Raw genomic sequence first — 17,096 nt, forward strand, 5'->3', positions numbered from 1 at the left:
CCCGGCGGCGTGGCCTGACCCTGCTCGCGCTCGGGTGGCGGTGACCGGCGGCTCGTGATCTGGTTGCCGGCGGTCTTTCCGTCGACACCTGGAGGTTCCGAGTGACCACCGGAGCGTGGCCGCTCGTGCCGAGCCTCATCGCCCTGGTCCTGATGGGCGTGGTCATCGTGGTCATCGGGGTCCGGCTGACCCGGACGGCGGACGAGCTCGCCGACCGCACCGGCCTCGGCGACGCGATCGGGGGTGCCCTGCTCCTGGGGGCGGTGACCTCCCTCCCGGGCAACGTCGCCGTCCTGACCGGAGCGCTGGAGGGGGACGCCGGATTCGCGCTGGCGAACCCGGTCGGCGGCATCGCACTGCAGACCGTCTGGCTGGCGGTCGCCGACCTGGTGTACCGCCGGGCCAACCTCGAGCACGCCGCCGCGTCGCTGGAGAACGTCATGCAGTCGGTGATCCTCATGGCGATGCTGTCGCTGCCGGTGATCGCCTACTCGACGCCCCAGCTGACCCTCGGCTGGATCCACCCGGTCACGCTGCTCATCCCGCTCCTCTACGCCTACGGGTTGCGGCTGCTGCGCCGGATGCACGACCACCCGATGTGGCTGCCCACCCACACCTCGGCGACGGAGGGCTCGCACGAGGACGACGAGGAGGAGGACTCCGGTCGCTCGACCCGCCGGCTGTGGGCCACGCTGGCCGGGCTGGGGCTGATCGTCGGGGTCGCCGGCTGGATCGTCGGGCAGGCCGGTCTCGGCGTCGCCGCCGGAACCGGTCTGGAGGGCGGCATCATCGGGTTCACGCTGACCACGGCCGTGAGCTCGCTGCCCGAGCTGGTCGTGCTGGTCACGGCGGTGCGGATGGGGCAGCTGACCCTCGGGGTCGGCAACATCGTCGGGGGCAACGTCTTCGACATGCTGATGGTCGCCGTCGCGGACCTGGGCTACGTCGAGGGCTCCTTGTACCGGGACGCCGGCTCGACCAGCCTGGTGCTGCTCGGCGGCACCATGTTGCTGATCGCGGTGCTCACCGCCGGGCTGGTGATGCGGGACCGGAAGGGCATCGGGTTCGAGGGCCTGCTGCTCCCGCTCATCTACGTCGGCACGGTCGCCCTGGCCACGGTCAGCATCTGACGTGGGCCCGGGGAGCGACCGCTCCCCGGGCCCACGTGCACCTCGACTGCGCTCACCTCCGGCGGCGGGCCCGGCGCAGCTCGTTGGCCAGCAGCGCCAGCCCGGCGCCGATGAGCAGCACCCAGCTGAAACCGTGCTCGAACCAGCCCAGCGGCAGGGTCACGCCGGTCATGAGCAGGACGGCGAGGCCGACGAAGAACACCCCGGCGACCAGGGCGGTGGTGTCCAGGTCACGCCGGCGGGCCGGCGGGTCGGTCGGGGAGGCGCCGCTGGGGAACACCTCGGTCTGCTGCCGGCCGTAGGGGTCGTGCTCAGCCACGGGACACCTCCACGCTCCCGGCACCGAGGGAGATCGTGAGCGCGATCTCCGGGTCGTCGTCGTCGCTCCAGTCCGCGCCGTACCCCGGGAAGAAGCCGGACTCCAGGGCGTCCCCGAACAGCTCCACGTCGCCGATGGCGTTGTCCACGCTCACCTGGACGTCGGCCGAGAAGGGCACCAGGACCTGGACGTCGCCCAGGCCGGAGTCCACGCTCGTGCGGATGGTCCGGTCGGCGTCGGCCAGGTCGAGCTCGCTGAGGTCGAGGGTGAAGTCCCCGGCCCCGTGCTCGTACTCCGACTGCACGGCGGCGGCGGTCATCGGCCGGTAGGTGCGGTCGCCCATCTCCCCGTTGGGCAGCTGCACGGTCGACGCCACCAGCAGGGCGGCGGACAGCAGCAGCCCGAGGGTGATCAGCCCGCCCTTGGCGCCGCGGCCGACCCCGGTCAGCGCGCCGACCACCAGCCCGACGCCGACGACCAGCAGGGCGCTGCCCAGGAAGCCTCGGGCGCCGATGTCCAGGTCGGTGAACCGGGTGACCAGCACACCGATGCCCAGCACGATCAGCAGGACGGCGACGGTCACCCCGGGTACCGGGGACCGGGGACCCGACGGGGTGCGCGGGGCCGTCGCGGCCGGGTCACCCGGCTGCACGGCCGGCGCCGCCGGCATGAGCAGCCACAGCAGCAGGTAGATGACGATGCCGCTGCCGCCGGCGAGGGTGAGCGCGATCGCACCGACCCGCCAGAGCAAGGCGTCGACGCCGGTGTAGTCGGCCAGGCCGCCGGCGACGCCGCCGATCACCTTGTCGGTGCGGCTGCGGCGCAGCTGCGGGCGGGGCGCGGGGCCGAGAGGCGGCGGCGGCCAGGAGCCCGGTGGCTGGTCGGCCGCGGGGGGTGGGGCCGAGGGCGGGAGTGCTGAGGTCATGGCACCAGCCTGGCCACTCCGGCGGTGCCACGGTATCCGGGAACCCCCTGGACCGACCCTGATCCCACCCGCCCCGGGCGACCCCGGACCGTGCCGTCCCCGCACTCCGGGTGATCACCGGTGTGCCGGCGCGGCAGGCGGTGACACGATCGATCCGTGACCACCAGCACGGCGCCGACCGCCCGGCCCCCCGTGGGCCGCGCCGCCCGGCCCCCGCTCGCGCGCCCGGCCTCCGGCCAGCTGCTCGCCGGGGTCGCCGCGGGCACGGCCGCGCACCTGCGCCTGGACCCGCTGGTGGTCCGCGTCGTCATCACCGGGCTGTCCTTCACCGGGGTCGGGGTCGTCGCGTACGCGCTGCTGTGGCTGACGATGCCCGTCGTCGAGGAGTCCGACGACGGGGCCCCGGCCGCCGTGATCGGCGAGCGCCCCAGCCGGCGGCAGCTCATCCTGCTGGCGCTGCTCTCCTTCGCCGCCTTCGGGCTGGTCTCCCAGCTGCTCACCTTCGGCGGCTACGACGTCGTCGTGCCGCTGGCCCTGGCCGGGATCGGCCTGGCGGTCATCTGGCGGCAGACCGACACCGACGCGTCGCGGTCCCGCCGCACCAGCCGCTGGGCGCTGGCCGCCGGCGTCGCCGTCGGCGTGGTCGGGGTGGTGCTGCTGCTGGCCACCACCGGGCAGCTGGCCAACGCACGCAACGGCTTCACCGCCACCGTGGTGATCCTGGTCGGCCTGGTGCTGGCGACCGCCCCGTTGTGGCGCCGGCTGCTCGACCAGCGGGCGACCGAGCGGGCCGCCCGCATCCGCTCCGAGGAGCGCGCCGCGGTCGCCGCGCACCTGCACGACTCGGTGCTGCAGACCCTGGCGCTCATCCAGCGGCACGCCGAGGACCCGACCCTGGTCGGGCGGCTGGCCCGCAGCCAGGAGCGCGAGCTGCGCGCGTGGCTGTACGAGCCGACGGTGGCCACCGGCGGCACCTGGGCCGGGCTGGTCGCCCGGCTGGTCGCCGAGGTCGAGGCCGACCACGCCGTCGCGGTGGACCCGGTGGTCGTCGGCGACCTGCCGGTCGACGACGCGGTCGCCGCGCTGGGACAGGCCGCGAAGGAGGCGGTGGTGAACGCCGCCAAGCACTCGGGCGCTCCCCGGGTGTCGCTCTACTCCGAGGTGACGCCGGCGACGGTGACGGTCTTCGTGCGGGACCGTGGCACCGGCTTCGACCCCGCTGCGGTGCCCGGGGACCGCCGGGGCCTGCGCGACTCGGTGGTGGGCCGGCTCACCCGGCTCGACGGAACTGCGACGGTGCGTTCGGCACCAGGAGAGGGGACCGAGGTGGAGCTGTGTCTCCCGCGTGAGGCGGGGGTGTCCGCGTGACCGCGCCGATCCGCGTCTTCCTGGTCGACGACCACGCGATGGTCCGGGCCGGGGTCCGCACCGAGCTCGGCGACGACGTCGAGGTCGTCGGTGAGGCCGCCGACGTGGCCGCCGCGATCTCCGGCATCCGCGCCGCGGCGCCCGACGTCGTCCTGCTCGACGTGCACCTGCCCGGCGGCAACGGGCAGGCGGTGCTGGAGGCGCTGCGCGCGGAGCTGCCGCAGACCCGCTGGCTGGCCCTGTCGGTCTCCGACGCCGCCGAGGACGTCATCGCGGTCATCCGCGCCGGCGCCCGCGGCTACGTCACCAAGACCATCTCCGGCGCGGAGCTGCGTGACGCAGTGCGCCGGGTCGCCGAGGACGACGTGGTGTTCAGCCCCCGGCTGGCGGGTTTCGTGCTCGACGCCTTCGCCGCCGGTGGCGCCGTCGCGGCGCCCGCCGGCGAGGACCCGGCCGTCGACCCCGGCCTGGACCTGCTCTCGGCCCGGGAACGGGAGGTGATGCAGCTGCTGGCCCGCGGCTACACCTACCGGGAGATCGGCCAGCGGCTGTTCATCTCGGTCAAGACCGTCGAGTCGCACGCCTCGAACGTGCTGCGCAAGCTGCAGCTGTCCAACCGCAACGAGCTCACCCGCTGGGCGGCGACGAACCGCCTGCTCTAGGCGGTGTGGACCACCTGGAAGGACTCGGCGAGCCGGCCCTCGGGCAGGCCGTGGGCGCGCGCGTTCTCCCGCATCCAGCCGGTCAGGAACTCCTCCAGCTGACCCTCGGGCCAGTGGGAGACCTGGCTGGCGTGCGAGCGCAGCGCCGCGAGCTTGCGGTCCAGCACGTCGGTCACGTCGACGGCGTGGTCCGAGCGCGGGCCGCCACCCAGCCACACCTCGGACACCGTCCAGGCGTCCAGGCCCTCGTCGGCCAGCAGCTCGGGGAAGGCGAAGGGGTTGCGGGCGTCGGGGTAGACCGCGCGCAGCGTCGACTCACCGACGGTCATGTGGTCGGGGTGGCTGGCGCCGATCCGCTCCCAGAAGCGCTCGGGCGAGCTGGTCAGCACGCGCTGCGGGCGGACCTGGCGGATCACCCGGCTGATGTCCCGGCGCAGCTCCAGGGTGGGCTCCAGCCGCCCGTCGGGGTACCCGAGGAAACGCACGTCGCTGACCCCGACCGCGGCCGCGGCGGCGGTCTGCTCCTCCCGGCGCAGCGGGCCCATCCGGTCCCGGGGGGTGTCGTCGAAGCCGCCCGCGTCGCCGTCGGTGACCATGCAGTAGGTCACCTCGGTACCCGCCGCGGTCCAGGTGGCGACGGTCCCGGCGCTGCCGAAGTCGACGTCGTCGGGGTGGGCCAGCACGCACAGCGCGCGCTCGACGTGCTCGGCAGGGGCGGTCGGCAGCGGCATCACGCGCCGCAGCCTAAGGCCCCGTCCCGAGGCTCGCCCCGAGCCCGCGAGGAGGGTCCTCCCTCAGAGCCGGCCGCGGCCCTGGCGGAGCAGCATCATCCCGAGCGCGGCGCCGTCGGGGCCGAGCGCGCTGCGGAACCGGGCGAGCACCTGGCGCTCACGCGAGAGGTTGAGCCGCATCCCGCCCGAGGCGGTGCGCAGGGACCCGATCTCCTGGGAGATCGCCAGCCGGCGCTGCACCAGCTCGATGATCTGGGCGTCGCAGGCATCGATCTCGCTGCGTAGCGCGCCGATCCGGTCGTCGGCCGGAACGGCCGGCTGGGCGGTGACGGGGGAGAGGCTGGTGCTCATCGGGTCCTCCGGGGTGGGGAGGGCCGTCGGACCCCGCAAGACGAGAAACGCCCCGGGGCCATCGGGCCCGGGGCGTCGTGTGCGGTGGCTGCTCAGCCAGCGGTGACGGACACCGGAACCCGGTGGCCGTAGTAAAACTCGCGGTGGCGCAGCACGGAGCGAGTGTGACACGGACGACGTCCGTCGCGCCACCCGCCCCGCGCGTCGCACCCGGTGCACGGCGCCCGGGACCGTCACCCGTCCGGCTTACAGTGGCGGGGACATGAGCAGCCCGCAGATCTCCCTCCCCGGCACCGCCGCGCTCGCGCGCTCCACCTCCGGCCAGACCGGGCGGGAGCTCGACCGGATGCTCGCCGGCCTGAACGGCCCCCAGCGCGACGCCGTCGTCCACGAGGGCAGCCCGCTGCTCATCGTGGCCGGGGCCGGTTCGGGCAAGACGCGGGTGCTCACCCACCGGATCGCCTACCTGCTCGGCGCCCGGGGGGTGCAGCCGGGCGAGATCATGGCGATCACCTTCACCAACAAGGCCGCCGGGGAGATGAAGGAGCGCGTCGCGGCCCTCGTGGGGCCCCGTGCGCGGGCGATGTGGGTGTCGACCTTCCACTCGATGTGCGTGCGCATCCTGCGCGCCGAGGCCGCCAAGCTCGGCATGAAGAGCTCGTTCACCATCTACGACCAGGGCGACTCGGTGCGCCTGATGACGATGGTCGCCCGTGACCTCGACCTCGACGCCAAGCGCTATCCGGGGCGGAGCCTGGCCAACCAGGTGTCGAACCTGAAGAACGAGCTGGTCGACGAGGAGTCCTTCAGCCCCCAGACGGCGCCGGAGAAGGTGCTCAAGGAGGCGTACGCGCTCTACCAGCGGCGGCTGCGCGAGGCGCACGCGATGGACTTCGACGACCTGATCATGACCACCGTCAACCTGCTGCAGGCGTTCCCGGACGTCGCCGAGCACTACCGCCGCCGGTTCCGGCACGTGCTGGTCGACGAGTACCAGGACACCAACCACGCCCAGTACATGCTGGTCCGGGAGCTGGCCGGTGGCCCCGGCGGGCCGGTGCCGCAGGCCGAGCTGTGCGTCGTCGGTGACGCCGACCAGTCGATCTACGCCTTCCGCGGGGCCACGATCCGCAACATCGACGAGTTCGAGCGCGACTACCCCGACGCCACGACGATCGTGCTGGAGCAGAACTACCGCTCCACGCAGCGGATCCTCCGGGCCGCCAACACCGTCATCGCGAAGAACACCTCCCGTCGGCCGAAGAACCTGTGGTCCGACGCCGGCGACGGCGAGCTGATCTCCGGCTACGTCGCCGAGAACGAGCACGACGAGGCGGCCTGGGTCGCCGAGCAGATCGACGCGCTCACCGACGAGGGCAAGGCCCGGCCGGCCGACATCGCGGTCTTCTACCGCACCAACAACGCCTCCCGGGTGTTCGAGGAGGTGTTCATCCGGGTGGGCATGCCCTACAAGGTCGTCGGCGGGGTGCGCTTCTACGAGCGCAAGGAGGTCCGCGACGCGCTGGCCTACCTCAAGCTCGTCGCCAACCCGGCCGACGTGGTGAGCCTGCGCCGGATCATCAACGTGCCCAAGCGGGGGATCGGCGACAAGGCCGAGTCCTGCATCGAGCAGTTCGCCGACCGGGAGCGGATCGCCTTCGGCACCGCGCTGCGCCGCTGCTCGGAGATCACCACGCTCGCCCCGCGCTCGCTCAAGGCGCTGCAGGAGTTCGTCGCGCTGCTGGAGGAGTTCGAGCAGCTGGTCGAGACCGGCTCGGGCCCGGCTGCGCTGCTGGAGAGCATCCTCGACCGCACCGGGTACCTGGCCGAGCTGTCGGCCAGCACCGACCCCCAGGACGAGGGGCGGGTCGACAACCTCAACGAGCTCATCTCGGTCGCCGCCGAGTTCGAGGCCGCCTCGCCCGGCGGCACGGTCACCGACTTCCTGGAGCAGGTGTCGCTCGTGGCCGACGCCGACCAGATCCCCGTGACCGGGGACGACGCGGGCGTGGTCACGCTGATGACCCTGCACACGGCGAAGGGCCTGGAGTTCCCGGTGGTCTTCCTCACCGGCCTGGAGGACGGCGTCTTCCCGCACCTGCGCGCCCTCGGCGACCCCAAGGAGCTGGAGGAGGAGCGCCGGCTGGCCTACGTGGGCATCACCCGGGCCCAGCAGCGGCTGTTCCTCTCCCGGGCCACGGTGCGCACCAACTGGGGGCAGCCGGCCTACAACCCGCCGTCCCGGTTCCTCGACGAGCTGCCCGCCGACACCGTGGAGTGGGCCAACCTGCAGCCGGCGCCGTCCACCCCGCTGTCGTCGGCCCAGCAGCGGGTCGCCGCGACCGGGCTGTCCACCGGCGGGCTGCGTGGCGGGGCGGGCAACCGCGCCGTCATCAGCGTCGACGTCGGCGACCGGGTCAGCCACGACGCCTTCGGGCTGGGCACCGTGGTCGAGGTCAACGGCGCCGGGGACAAGGCCCAGGCGACGGTCGACTTCGGCTCCGGCGGCACCAAGCGCCTCGTGCTGCGCTACGCCCCGCTGGTCAAGCTGTAGTGGACGACGTGCCGGGCGGTGAGCGGGAGGCCGATCTCGCCGCCTGGTACGACCGCGACGCGGCCGGGCGGAGCACCCGGCCGATCGACCCCCAGCGGGTGCGCCGCCGGCGAGAGTTCACCGCGCTGCTCCGGGCCGAGGGCCGGCGGCGGGTGCTCGAGGTGGGCACCGGCCCGGGCCGGGACGCAGCCGCCTTCCAGGACGCGGGGCTCCAGGTGTCCGGCGTCGACCTCTCGCCCCAGCACGTCGCGCTGTGCCGGGCGGCCGGGGTCGATGCGCACGTGGCCCCGGTGCGCGCCCTGCCTTTCGGGGACGCGAGCCTCGACGCCGGCTGGACGATGAGCACGCTGCTGCACGTCCCCGACGCCGAGCTCGACCAGGCACTGGGCGAGATCGGCCGGGTGCTGCGCCCGGGTGCCCCGCTCGCCGTCGGCGTCTGGTGCGGTGCCGACGTGGAAGGACCGCTGGCCTCCGACGCGTTCGACCCGCCGCGCTTCTTCAGCTTCCGGTCGCCCGGGCGGCTGGTCGAGCTGCTGAGCCGGCACGGCGAGGTGGCGCGGTCGGAGGTGTGGGCCGCCGGTGGCGAGCGGGACGACCGCTACCAGTGGGTCCTGCTGCGCCTGCCGGGCAGCTGAGCCCAGCGGTCAGCGGACGGAGAGCCCGCGCTCGGCCAGCCAGTCCTCGGGGTCGGTGGGCTTGCCGTTCATCCCGCCGACGTGGATCTCGTAGTGCAGGTGGGGGCCGGTCGACTGCCCCTGGTTGCCGACCTTGGCGATCTGCTCGCCGGCGGAGACGACGTCGCCGGCCTCGACGCTGTAGTAGCGCATGTGCCCGTAGATGTGCACGTTGCCGTCGGCGTCCTGGATGTAGACCGCGTTGCCGTAGCCCGACGCCGGGCCGGCGCGCAGCACCACGCCGTCGGCGGCCGAGTAGATCGGGGTGCCCAGCGGTGCGGCCAGGTCCAGGCCCCAGTGCATGGTGCCCCAGCGCATGCAGTAGCAGGTGGTCAGCCGGCCGGTGGTCGGGACCACGAAGTCGGGCTCGCGTGCCGCTCGGGACGCCGCGATCTCACCCAGACGCGCGGCAGCCTCGGCCTGGCTGATCTCCCCCCGCGCGGCGGCGACGTCGACCCCGCCGGCGAAGCTGACGTCCTCGACGCCCAGGCCGTAGTCCTGCCCGGAGGCCACCGGCGCGGTGTCGGTGGTGCCGCCCAGCAGCGCCGCCCCGAGTGCGCCGGCGACGGCGACGGCGAGCAGCACCGGTCCGCGACGGCCCGGCGGGCGGCGGGCGACGGTCGGGCGGGGGAGCCGGGGACGGCGGAGGTGGGCGACACGGATCCGGCGGCGCGGCGCGCGGGTCCGGTCCTCGGCGGCGTCGTCCCGGGGGGCCTCGTCGTTCCGGGGGGCCTGGTCGTTCCGGGGGGCCTGGTCGTTCCGGGGGGTCTCGTCGTCCTCCCGCGCGCTGTCCAGGTCGTCGAGCTCGGCCCAGCTCCCGTCCCAGTCCGACTCGTCCCAGTCCGGCCCCGGGGTCCAGTCGCCGTCCCAGGCGTCCTCGGTGCCCAGGTCGGCGTCGGACGCCGACGTGGTCCGGCCCACGAGCTCGCGCAGTCGGGTCAACGGGCACCTTCCGGGGGCGGCACCCCGGGCAGCCGGGGTGCCTGGCGGGCGCCGGTCACCGGGGAGGGCGACCGGGCTGCGCACAGGCTGTGCGTCGACGTCTCCGGGGAATCCCATCGATGTCATTCCGGACGCTAGCCACGGTCGGGGGGCCGGACAACGACCTGACGGCACGTGTCGCAGCACTGTGCGCTGAGTGACGACACACGCCACCCGGGGCGCAGGGACGTCGCCTCAGGCGGCCACGGGGGAGTCGGCGGGGGCGGCGCTCCGCTGCCCGGCCAGCGTCGCGGCGACCTCGTCGACGACGGCTCGGTGGATCGGCAGGGACATGTGGCCCACTCCGCGGACCAGCACGTTCCGGACCCGCAGGTCGGGGTGCTCGCACCGGCCGGCGGCCGAGGGGACGACGACCTGGTCCAGGTCGCTGTAGACGGCTGTGACGGGGGTGCGGCAGCCCGGCGCGGGCCGGGCCAGCTCCCGCAGCAGGGGCGACCCGGGCCGGAGCTGGCGGATCAGCGGGGTCGGCAGCACGTGCGCCCACCGCGAGCCGCCGTGCGGGGTGCCCAGGGTGACCAGTGACTCCACCCGGGCGTCGCCGCCCAGCCGCTGCACCAGGTACCGGGCGATCAGCCCGCCCAGGCTGTGCCCGACCACGTGCACCCGTTCATGGCCGGTCTCGCTGCACACCCGCTCGATGTGCCGGCCCAGGGCCTCCGCCGCGCCGGCCACGTCCCGCACCAGCGGGCCGTAGTTCCAGGAGCAGACCTGGGCGAAGCCGCGCCGCCGCAGGCTGCGCCGCATGATCGCGAAGACCGACCGGTTGTCGACCAGGCCGTGCACCAGGACGACCGGGATCCGGGCGGCCAGCGGGTCGTCGGCGAACAGGGCGCGCACCCCGGGGGGCTGGGTGCCCGGACGGTACCGGCCGTCGGTGCGCACCCGTTCGGTGCGGGCGCCGAGCGGGTAGAGCAGCGCGTGGGCGCCGACCCAGGCCAGCTCGGTGAGGCCGCCGGTGAGCGTGATCGGGCTGACCAGTGACCGCAGGCCGGAGCGGGCCGACGCCGTCCGGTCCGGTACGTCGGTGCCGGCTCCGGTCGCACGGGCGTGCCACGCTGGGGGAGAGGGCGGGTCGGTGGTGTGCACCTGGTCTCCCTCCGCCCGTCCGGCCCGGCGCCGGGGGGCGCCGCGTGCACTCGTGGTGTGCTCGGTTCGGGGACCGTAATGCCCCCGTGTGCCGGACATCACACAACTGCCATGCGACACGACCGACCCAGTGACCTCCGAGGGGGAACCGTGCCCGCCCGCGACCGCGCGCCTGCCCGTTCCACGACCGGCCGGCCGAGCCCCCGCCGGGCGTCCAGCCGTGCTGCCCGGCCGGCGCGCCGGCCGGCGGCCCGACCTGCCGGTGACCCGCTGGTCGTCGGGACGGTCCCGCCGCTCGCCCGGGTCGCCGGGGTGCTCCTCGCCCTCGCCGGCCTGGTCGGCGCCGTCGGCGTCTTCCCCACCTACCTGACGGTCGGCGGGACCACGATCGACCTCGTCACCGGCCCGCTCGATGCCCTGGTGGCGCTGCTCGGCCCGCTCGTGTCACTGCTGGTGGGGGTGGTGCTGACGCTGGGGCGGGTGCCGCGGCTGGGGTTGGCCTATGCGGCGGTGAGCGGTGCGCTGGCGGTCGGCCGGCTGCTGATCGAGCTGCACCAGGGGCACGGCTCCACCGCCCGCCCGGCGATCGAGGTGCTGGCCGGTGAGCGCGTGCTCACCAGTTCGGTGGAGACCGGCGCAGGATGGGTCCTCGGCCTGGTCGCCCTCGGCCTGACCGTGCTCGCCGGTGGGGTCGCCCTCGTGGCGTGGGGGCGCACCGTGATGGAGGACGCCGGGACGCTGGACCCGGTGCGGCCGGTGCTGGCCGGGTCGGCGGTGGTGCTCGGCGTCGTCGGGGTGCTCTGCCTGGCGCTGCCCGCCGCCGACGTCCCCGACCGGGTGGTGGCCGACCCGGTGACCGGACTGGAGACGGTGGTGACCGTCGAGGGGCCGCAGGCGCTGCTGGAGCGGCCCGGGCTCGCGCTGCTCGGCGGTCTGCTGCTCGCCGGCGCCCTCCTGCTGTGCTCGGTGACCGCGCCGTCGCTGCGCCCCCGGCTGGGCGCGGTCGGCGGTCTGCTGGCCCTGTCCGTGTTCGTGCTGGCCACCGCGCTGGCCGGGATGCGGGACGCCGCCCGGAGCCCGGAGGTCGAGTGGACCGTGCCCGGGGTGGGCCTGCTGCTGGTCGGCCTGGGCTTCGTCGGGCTGACCGTCGTCGCCTGGCGCTGGCGGACCGGCGCGACGACCACGCGGAAGTGACGCAGGACACGCCAGGGGCCCTAGAGTCCACGGCGTGACGAGCGAGCGCATCCGGGTGGTGATCGCCAAGCCCGGCCTGGACGGGCACGACCGCGGCGCCAAGGTGGTCGCGCGCGCCCTGCGCGACGCCGGCATGGAGGTCGTCTACACCGGGCTGCACCAGACCCCGGAGCAGATCGTGGAGACCGTCGTCCAGGAGGACGCCGACGCCGTCGGCCTCTCCGTGCTCTCCGGTGCGCACCTCACGCTCTTCGCCCGACTCGCCGAGCTGCTGCGCGAGCGCGGCGTCGACGACGTGGTCGTCTTCGGTGGCGGGATCATCCCCGAGGCCGACCTGCCCGCGCTGGCCCGCCTGGGCGTGGCGCGCGTGTTCACCCCCGGCGCCAGCACCGAGGAGATCGTCGGCTGGGTGCGCGCGCACGTCGGCGCCCCCGCCGGGGCCTGACGCACCCACCCCGATCGGGGTGACGCGCCGCACTCGCGGCCGGGCGCGTGAGCAGCGGCCGCGGCGGCGGTCTACGGTGCCTGTTCGTGGATCTCTTCGAGTACCAGGCCCGTGACCTGTTGGCCGCGCACGGCGTCCCCGTGCTCCCCGGCGGCGTAGCCGAGACACCCGAGCAGGCCGAGGCGATCGCCCGCGAGATCGCGGCGCCCGTCGTGGTCAAGGCCCAGGTGAAGGTCGGCGGCCGGGGCAAGGCGGGTGGCGTGAAGCTCGCCGACGACCCCGAGACCGCCAGGGCGCGCGCCCAGGACATCCTCGGGCTGGACATCAAGGGTCACATCACCCACCGCGTGATGGTCGCCCAGGCCAGCGACATCGCCGAGGAGTACTACTTCTCCTACCTGCTCGACCGGTCCAACCGCACCTTCCTGGCCATGGCCTCGAAGGAGGGCGGCATGGAGATCGAGCAGCTCGCCGTCGAGCGCCCCGAGGCGCTGGCCCGGGTCCCCGTCGACGCCTCCGTCGGTGTCGACACCCAGAAGGCCGCCGAGATCGTCGACGCCGCCGGGTTCCCCGCCGAGGTGCGCGACCAGGTCATCGCCATCGCGGTGCAGCTGTGGGACGTCTTCAGCAAGGAGGACGCCACCCTGGTCGAGATCAACCCGCTGGCCAAGGCGCCCGACGGCACCGTCCTCGCGCTGGACGCGAAGGTGACCCTCGACGAGAACGCCGGCTTCCGGCACGCCGAGCACGAGGCCCTCGAGGACGCCGCCTCCGCCGACCCGCTGGAGGCCGCGGCCAAGGCCAAGGACCTCAACTACGTCAAGCTCGAGGGCGAGGTCGGCATCATCGGCAACGGTGCCGGCCTGGTCATGAGCACGCTGGACGTCGTGGCCTACGCCGGCGAGGAGTTCGGCGGCGTCCGCCCGGCGAACTTCCTGGACATCGGTGGCGGCGCCTCGGCCGAGGTCATGGCCAACGGGCTGGGCATCATCCTCTCCGACCCGGCCGTGAAGAGCGTCTTCGTCAACGTCTTCGGCGGGATCACCGCCTGCGACGCCGTCGCCAACGGCATCGTCGCGGCGCTGGGCCAGCTCGGCGACGAGGCCAGCAAGCCGCTGGTCGTCCGGCTCGACGGCAACAACGTGGAGGAGGGCCGGCGGATCCTCGCCGACGCCAACCACCCGCTGGTGACCGTGGTGGACACGATGGACGGCGCCGCCCGCCGGGCCGCCGAGCTCGCCGCCCTCTGACCCCCCGCTGCGAACAGGACAACTGAGATGTCGATCTTCCTCACCGAGAACAGCAAGGTCATCGTCCAGGGCATGACCGGCTCCGAGGGGCGCAAGCACACGCAGCGCATGCTCGCCTCCGGCACGGCCATCGTCGGTGGCGTCAACCCGAAGAAGGCCGGCGAGACCGTCGACTTCGACGGCGCCAGCGTCCCCGTCTTCGGCAGCGTCTCCGACGCCATGAAGGAGACCGGCGCCGACGTCAGCGTCATCTTCGTGCCGCCGGCCGGCGCGAAGAACGCCGTCATCGAGGCCGTCGACGCCCAGATCGGGCTCGCCGTCGTGATCACCGAGGGCATCCCGGTGCACGACTCGACCTACTTCTGGGCCCACGCCCAGGGCGGCACGACCCGGATCATCGGCCCGAACTGCCCGGGCCTGATCAGCCCCGGGCGGTCCAACGCCGGGATCATCCCCGCCAACATCACCAAGGCCGGCAAGATCGGCCTGGTCAGCAAGAGCGGCACGCTGACCTACCAGATGATGTACGAGCTCCGGGACATCGGCTTCTCCACCGCCGTCGGCATCGGCGGCGACCCGGTCATCGGCACCACGCACATCGACTGCCTCCAGGCCTTCCAGGACGACCCGGAGACCGAGGCGATCGTGATGATCGGCGAGATCGGTGGCGACGCAGAGGAGCGGGCCGCGGACTTCATCAAGGCCAACGTCACCAAGCCGGTCGTCGGCTACGTCGCCGGCTTCACCGCGCCCGAGGGCAAGACGATGGGCCACGCCGGTGCGATCGTCTCCGGTTCGGCCGGCACCGCCCAGGCCAAGCAGGAGGCCCTCGAGGCCGCCGGCGTCCGGGTGGGCAAGACCCCGTCGGAGACCGCGCGGCTGATGCGCGAGATCGTCGGAGGCTGACGCCGCCGCGAGCATCGCAGGGAGCGCCAGCGACCGAGGAGCGGAGCGGTGGCGGAAGCCGACCCGTGTGCTCGGAGGCTGACGCCGCCGCGAGCATCGCAGGGAGCGCCAGCGACCGAGGAGCGGAGCGGTGGCGGAAGCCGACCCGTGTGCTCGGAGGCTGACGCCGCCGCGAGCTCGCAGGGCGCCGAACTGCCCGGCACCTCCCGCGGAGGTGCCGGGCAGCGGCGTTCCCGGTGGGGGACGATGCGGGGGACCCTGCCGCGCACCAGGAGGAGAGCCGCAGCGATGACGTCCAGTGGTCCCGAGCAGCAGCCGGGCGGGCCGGGACCGGAGCCGGAGCCGGTGGCCCCCGGACCGGCGCCCCGCCGCCGGCCCGGGCTGCGGGTGCTGGGCTGGGCCGACCTCGCCGTCCCGGCCGGGGCGCTGCTCTACCTGGTGTTCCTCAGCGTGCCGTGGTTCACCGTCCCGGGGTACGACCTCGGGTTCGGCTACCGCGCACCGGGCACGTCGGTCAACGGGTTCCGGTCGCCCTGGCTGAGCCTCGCGCTCGTGCTGCTGGGCGCGGCCGCGGTGTGGACCGTGCTGCCGGCCTTCCGTGAGGTCCGGGTTCCGTTCCCGCGGGCCGTCGTCCCGGCCGGCCTCGCGTCCCTGGCCTTCCTGTTCACGCTGACCGAGTGGCTGACCACCTTCGACGCCGGCTTCACGCTGATGGGGCTGCTCGCCTTCCTCACCGCGACGGCGCTGCTGGTAATCACGATGTCCCGGCTGCTCGCCGAGCTGCGGGCCGTGGGCGCCGCCCCAGCCGGGTGGATCGGTGCACCACCTCCGCCCTCGGGCGCCCCGGGTTGGGGCTCGCCGCCGTACGGGCCGCCGGGGTACGGGCCACCGGGGTACGGGGCGCCGCCGACCCACGGAGCCACCCCGCCCCCCGCCGGGTGGAGCCCGGGGGTGTCCCCGGGGTACGGGCAGGCTCCCGACCCCGCGCCGGCCCCGGGCTGGGGGCCACCTCCGCAGTCCGGCTGGTACCAGGGCCCGCCCACCTGGACGCCGGCTCCGGCCTGGCCGGCGGCGCCGCAGCCCGGGCCGACAGCGCAGCCCGGGCCGACAGCGGAGCCCGACCCCGCGGACGGCGAGCCCGCACCGGAGCCCGGGCGTCGCCCCGGGGAGCCCGGCGGGAGCACCGCTGCCGGGGCCGGCTGATCCCTCCGGCCGGACGGCCGTGTGAGATGGCCGGACCCGGCGCGTGCGCCGCCGATCCGGCGACGTCGCTTGCGAGAGTGGGGAGGTGACGTCCCTGCTGTCCCGCCTGCCCCTCGGGTCACGCGGCACCGGTGGACGGCGCGGCCCCGCCACCGGGTGGCTCGCGGTGGCCACCGCCCTCGCGGTCCCGGTGACCGGGCTGCTGGGGCTGTGGCTCGCGCTGCTCGTCGTGCAGACCCTCGACCCCGACGGCGGGCTGCCGGCGGGGTCGTCCGCGCGGGTGGCCGGGCAGCTGTGGCTGCTGGCGCACGGCGCGGCGGTCGAGCTGCCCTCCGGGCCTCTCCGGATCGCCCCGCTGCTGGTCACCGCGGGCATCGCCTGGGGGCTGGCCCGGGCGTCGGGGTCGGTGGTCGCGGTCCGCGAGCTGGAGTCGCCCCGGTCGGTCAGCGGGGTGCTCGCCGTCGTGGTCGCGGTGCACACCGCCACGACGGGGCTGGTCACCGCACTGGTCACAGCGCCCGACGCCACGATCGGCCCGGTGCGTCCGCTCGTGGGGGCCGCCGTGCTCGCGCTGCTCGCCGGTGGCGCGGGCGTGCTGCGCGACTCCCCGCTCGGCGGGCAGCTGCTGGACCGGTTCCCCGGCCCGGGCCGGGCCGTGCTGCGGGCCGTGGCGGCCGGCACGCTGGCGCTGGCCGCCGGGTGCGCCGCCGTCCTCGCCGTCGGGCTGGGGTCCGACGTCGACGGTGCCGCCGCGATGGTCAGCGGCCTCGGGAGCGCCAGCGCCGGGGCCGCCGGGCTGGTCGGGCTGAGCCTGCTGCTGATGCCCAACGCCCTCGCCGCGGTCGCCGGGCTGGCCGCGGGACCGGGGTTCGTCGTCGGGACGGGCACCGCCGTCTCGGTCGGCGGCGTCACGCTCGGGCCGGTGCCCGCGTTTCCGCTGCTGGCCGCCCTGCCCGACACCCAGGCCGTGCCGCTGGTCGCGTTCCTGTCCCAGGCGCTGCCCGCGCTCGCCGGGGTGGTCGCCGGCATCGCGCTGGGACGCCGGCTCGAGGACGGCGACGGCGGGGCGGTCACCGCTGCCCTGTGGGGCATCGTCGCGGCGGTCGGCGTCGGCGTCGTCACAGGGCTGTGGGTGCTCGTCGCCGGGGGCGCGCTCGGCGACGGAGCCCTGGCCGAGGTGGGCGCGCCGGCGCTGGCCACCGGGCTGGCGGTCGCCGCGCAGGCCGGGATCGCCGCCGTCCCCGGCGCCGCCGTCGCCCGCTGGCGCGCCCGGTCCTGACCTGCCCGCGCCCGACC

The 17,096-nt window shown here is 74.9% G+C and carries 17 protein-coding genes; 11 read left to right on the plus strand and 6 right to left on the minus strand.

The features are described from left to right. Positions 1–125 precede the first annotated feature (125 nt). Entirely contained in the window at positions 126–1,130 is a 1,005-nt protein-coding gene (locus ACI79Y_RS03450; RefSeq protein ID WP_457157125.1) for a sodium:calcium antiporter, read from the plus strand. Positions 1,131–1,182: 52 nt separating this feature from the next. Here ACI79Y_RS03450 and ACI79Y_RS03455 read toward each other — a convergent pair whose 3' ends face one another. Beyond that, positions 1,183–1,449 (minus strand): hypothetical protein, encoded by a 267-nt coding sequence (locus ACI79Y_RS03455; RefSeq protein ID WP_457157126.1) that lies wholly within the window; start codon positions 1,447–1,449, stop codon positions 1,183–1,185. After that, positions 1,442–2,374 carry a PspC domain-containing protein gene (locus tag ACI79Y_RS03460; RefSeq protein ID WP_457157127.1) on the minus strand — a complete coding sequence of 311 codons (933 nt, stop codon included), beginning with the start codon at positions 2,372–2,374 and terminating at the stop codon, positions 1,442–1,444. Before ACI79Y_RS03460 ends, ACI79Y_RS03455 begins: the two co-directional genes overlap by 8 nt. 156 nt (positions 2,375–2,530) lie before the next feature. Here ACI79Y_RS03460 and ACI79Y_RS03465 point away from each other — a divergent pair, with 156 nt between their 5' ends. Further along, entirely contained in the window at positions 2,531–3,742 is a 1,212-nt protein-coding gene (locus ACI79Y_RS03465; protein ID WP_457157128.1) for an ATP-binding protein, read from the plus strand. Next, the gene (locus ACI79Y_RS03470; protein ID WP_457157129.1) at positions 3,739–4,404 is read left to right on the plus strand and encodes a response regulator; all 666 of its coding nucleotides are present in this window, start codon (positions 3,739–3,741) and stop codon (positions 4,402–4,404) included. The genes ACI79Y_RS03465 and ACI79Y_RS03470 overlap by 4 nt, the downstream gene beginning before the upstream one ends. On the opposite strand, the gene ACI79Y_RS03475 is transcribed toward ACI79Y_RS03470, so the two are convergent. Both ACI79Y_RS03475 and ACI79Y_RS03480 read right to left on the minus strand, forming a co-directional pair. After that, entirely contained in the window at positions 4,401–5,135 is a 735-nt protein-coding gene (locus tag ACI79Y_RS03475; protein ID WP_457157186.1) for a PIG-L deacetylase family protein, read from the minus strand. The two genes, ACI79Y_RS03470 and ACI79Y_RS03475, sit on opposite strands and share 4 nt — an antisense overlap. A gap of 63 nt (positions 5,136–5,198) precedes the next feature. Then, on the minus strand, positions 5,199–5,486 hold the full coding sequence (locus ACI79Y_RS03480; RefSeq protein WP_457157130.1) for a chorismate mutase: 288 nt from the start codon (positions 5,484–5,486) through the stop codon (positions 5,199–5,201). Between the two features lie 262 nt (positions 5,487–5,748). On the opposite strand from ACI79Y_RS03480, the gene pcrA reads away from it, so the two are divergent. Both pcrA and ACI79Y_RS03490 read left to right on the plus strand, forming a co-directional pair. Beyond that, positions 5,749–8,040 carry a DNA helicase PcrA gene (pcrA, locus tag ACI79Y_RS03485; RefSeq protein ID WP_457157131.1) on the plus strand — a complete coding sequence of 764 codons (2,292 nt, stop codon included), beginning with the start codon at positions 5,749–5,751 and terminating at the stop codon, positions 8,038–8,040. Then, positions 8,040–8,675 carry a class I SAM-dependent methyltransferase gene (locus ACI79Y_RS03490; protein ID WP_457157132.1) on the plus strand — a complete coding sequence of 212 codons (636 nt, stop codon included), beginning with the start codon at positions 8,040–8,042 and terminating at the stop codon, positions 8,673–8,675. The genes pcrA and ACI79Y_RS03490 overlap by 1 nt, the downstream gene beginning before the upstream one ends. 9 nt (positions 8,676–8,684) lie before the next feature. Here the strand turns inward: ACI79Y_RS03490 and ACI79Y_RS03495 are convergent, their stop codons facing one another. Together ACI79Y_RS03495 and ACI79Y_RS03500 are read right to left on the minus strand one after the other, a co-directional pair. Then, complete coding sequence (locus tag ACI79Y_RS03495; protein WP_457157133.1) at positions 8,685–9,656, minus strand: M23 family metallopeptidase; 972 nt, start codon at positions 9,654–9,656, stop codon at positions 8,685–8,687. A gap of 234 nt (positions 9,657–9,890) precedes the next feature. After that, positions 9,891–10,802 carry an esterase/lipase family protein gene (locus tag ACI79Y_RS03500; protein ID WP_457157134.1) on the minus strand — a complete coding sequence of 304 codons (912 nt, stop codon included), beginning with the start codon at positions 10,800–10,802 and terminating at the stop codon, positions 9,891–9,893. A 150-nt stretch (positions 10,803–10,952) separates the two neighbouring features. Here ACI79Y_RS03500 and ACI79Y_RS03505 point away from each other — a divergent pair, with 150 nt between their 5' ends. The 6 genes from ACI79Y_RS03505 (at position 10,953) to ACI79Y_RS03530 (ending at position 17,079) form a co-directional block, all read left to right on the plus strand. Beyond that, positions 10,953–11,996 (plus strand): hypothetical protein, encoded by a 1,044-nt coding sequence (locus tag ACI79Y_RS03505; protein ID WP_457157135.1) that lies wholly within the window; start codon positions 10,953–10,955, stop codon positions 11,994–11,996. 34 nt (positions 11,997–12,030) lie between these two features. Further along, entirely contained in the window at positions 12,031–12,441 is a 411-nt protein-coding gene (locus ACI79Y_RS03510; protein ID WP_457157136.1) for a cobalamin B12-binding domain-containing protein, read from the plus strand. A gap of 86 nt (positions 12,442–12,527) precedes the next feature. Next, a complete protein-coding gene (sucC, locus tag ACI79Y_RS03515; RefSeq protein ID WP_457157137.1) occupies positions 12,528–13,691 on the plus strand; it encodes an ADP-forming succinate--CoA ligase subunit beta in 1,164 nt (387 codons plus the stop codon). 27 nt (positions 13,692–13,718) lie between these two features. Next, complete coding sequence (gene sucD / locus ACI79Y_RS03520; RefSeq protein WP_457084299.1) at positions 13,719–14,597, plus strand: succinate--CoA ligase subunit alpha; 879 nt, start codon at positions 13,719–13,721, stop codon at positions 14,595–14,597. 288 nt (positions 14,598–14,885) lie between these two features. Further along, positions 14,886–15,800 (plus strand): hypothetical protein, encoded by a 915-nt coding sequence (locus tag ACI79Y_RS03525; protein ID WP_457157138.1) that lies wholly within the window; start codon positions 14,886–14,888, stop codon positions 15,798–15,800. An 85-nt stretch (positions 15,801–15,885) separates the two neighbouring features. Then, positions 15,886–17,079: a cell division protein PerM gene (locus tag ACI79Y_RS03530; protein WP_457157139.1), complete on the plus strand. Its 1,194-nt coding sequence runs from the start codon at positions 15,886–15,888 to the stop codon at positions 17,077–17,079. The last annotated feature ends 17 nt before the right edge of the window (positions 17,080–17,096 follow it).

The sequence above is a fragment of the Modestobacter sp. SYSU DS0875 genome (assembly GCF_054050915.1).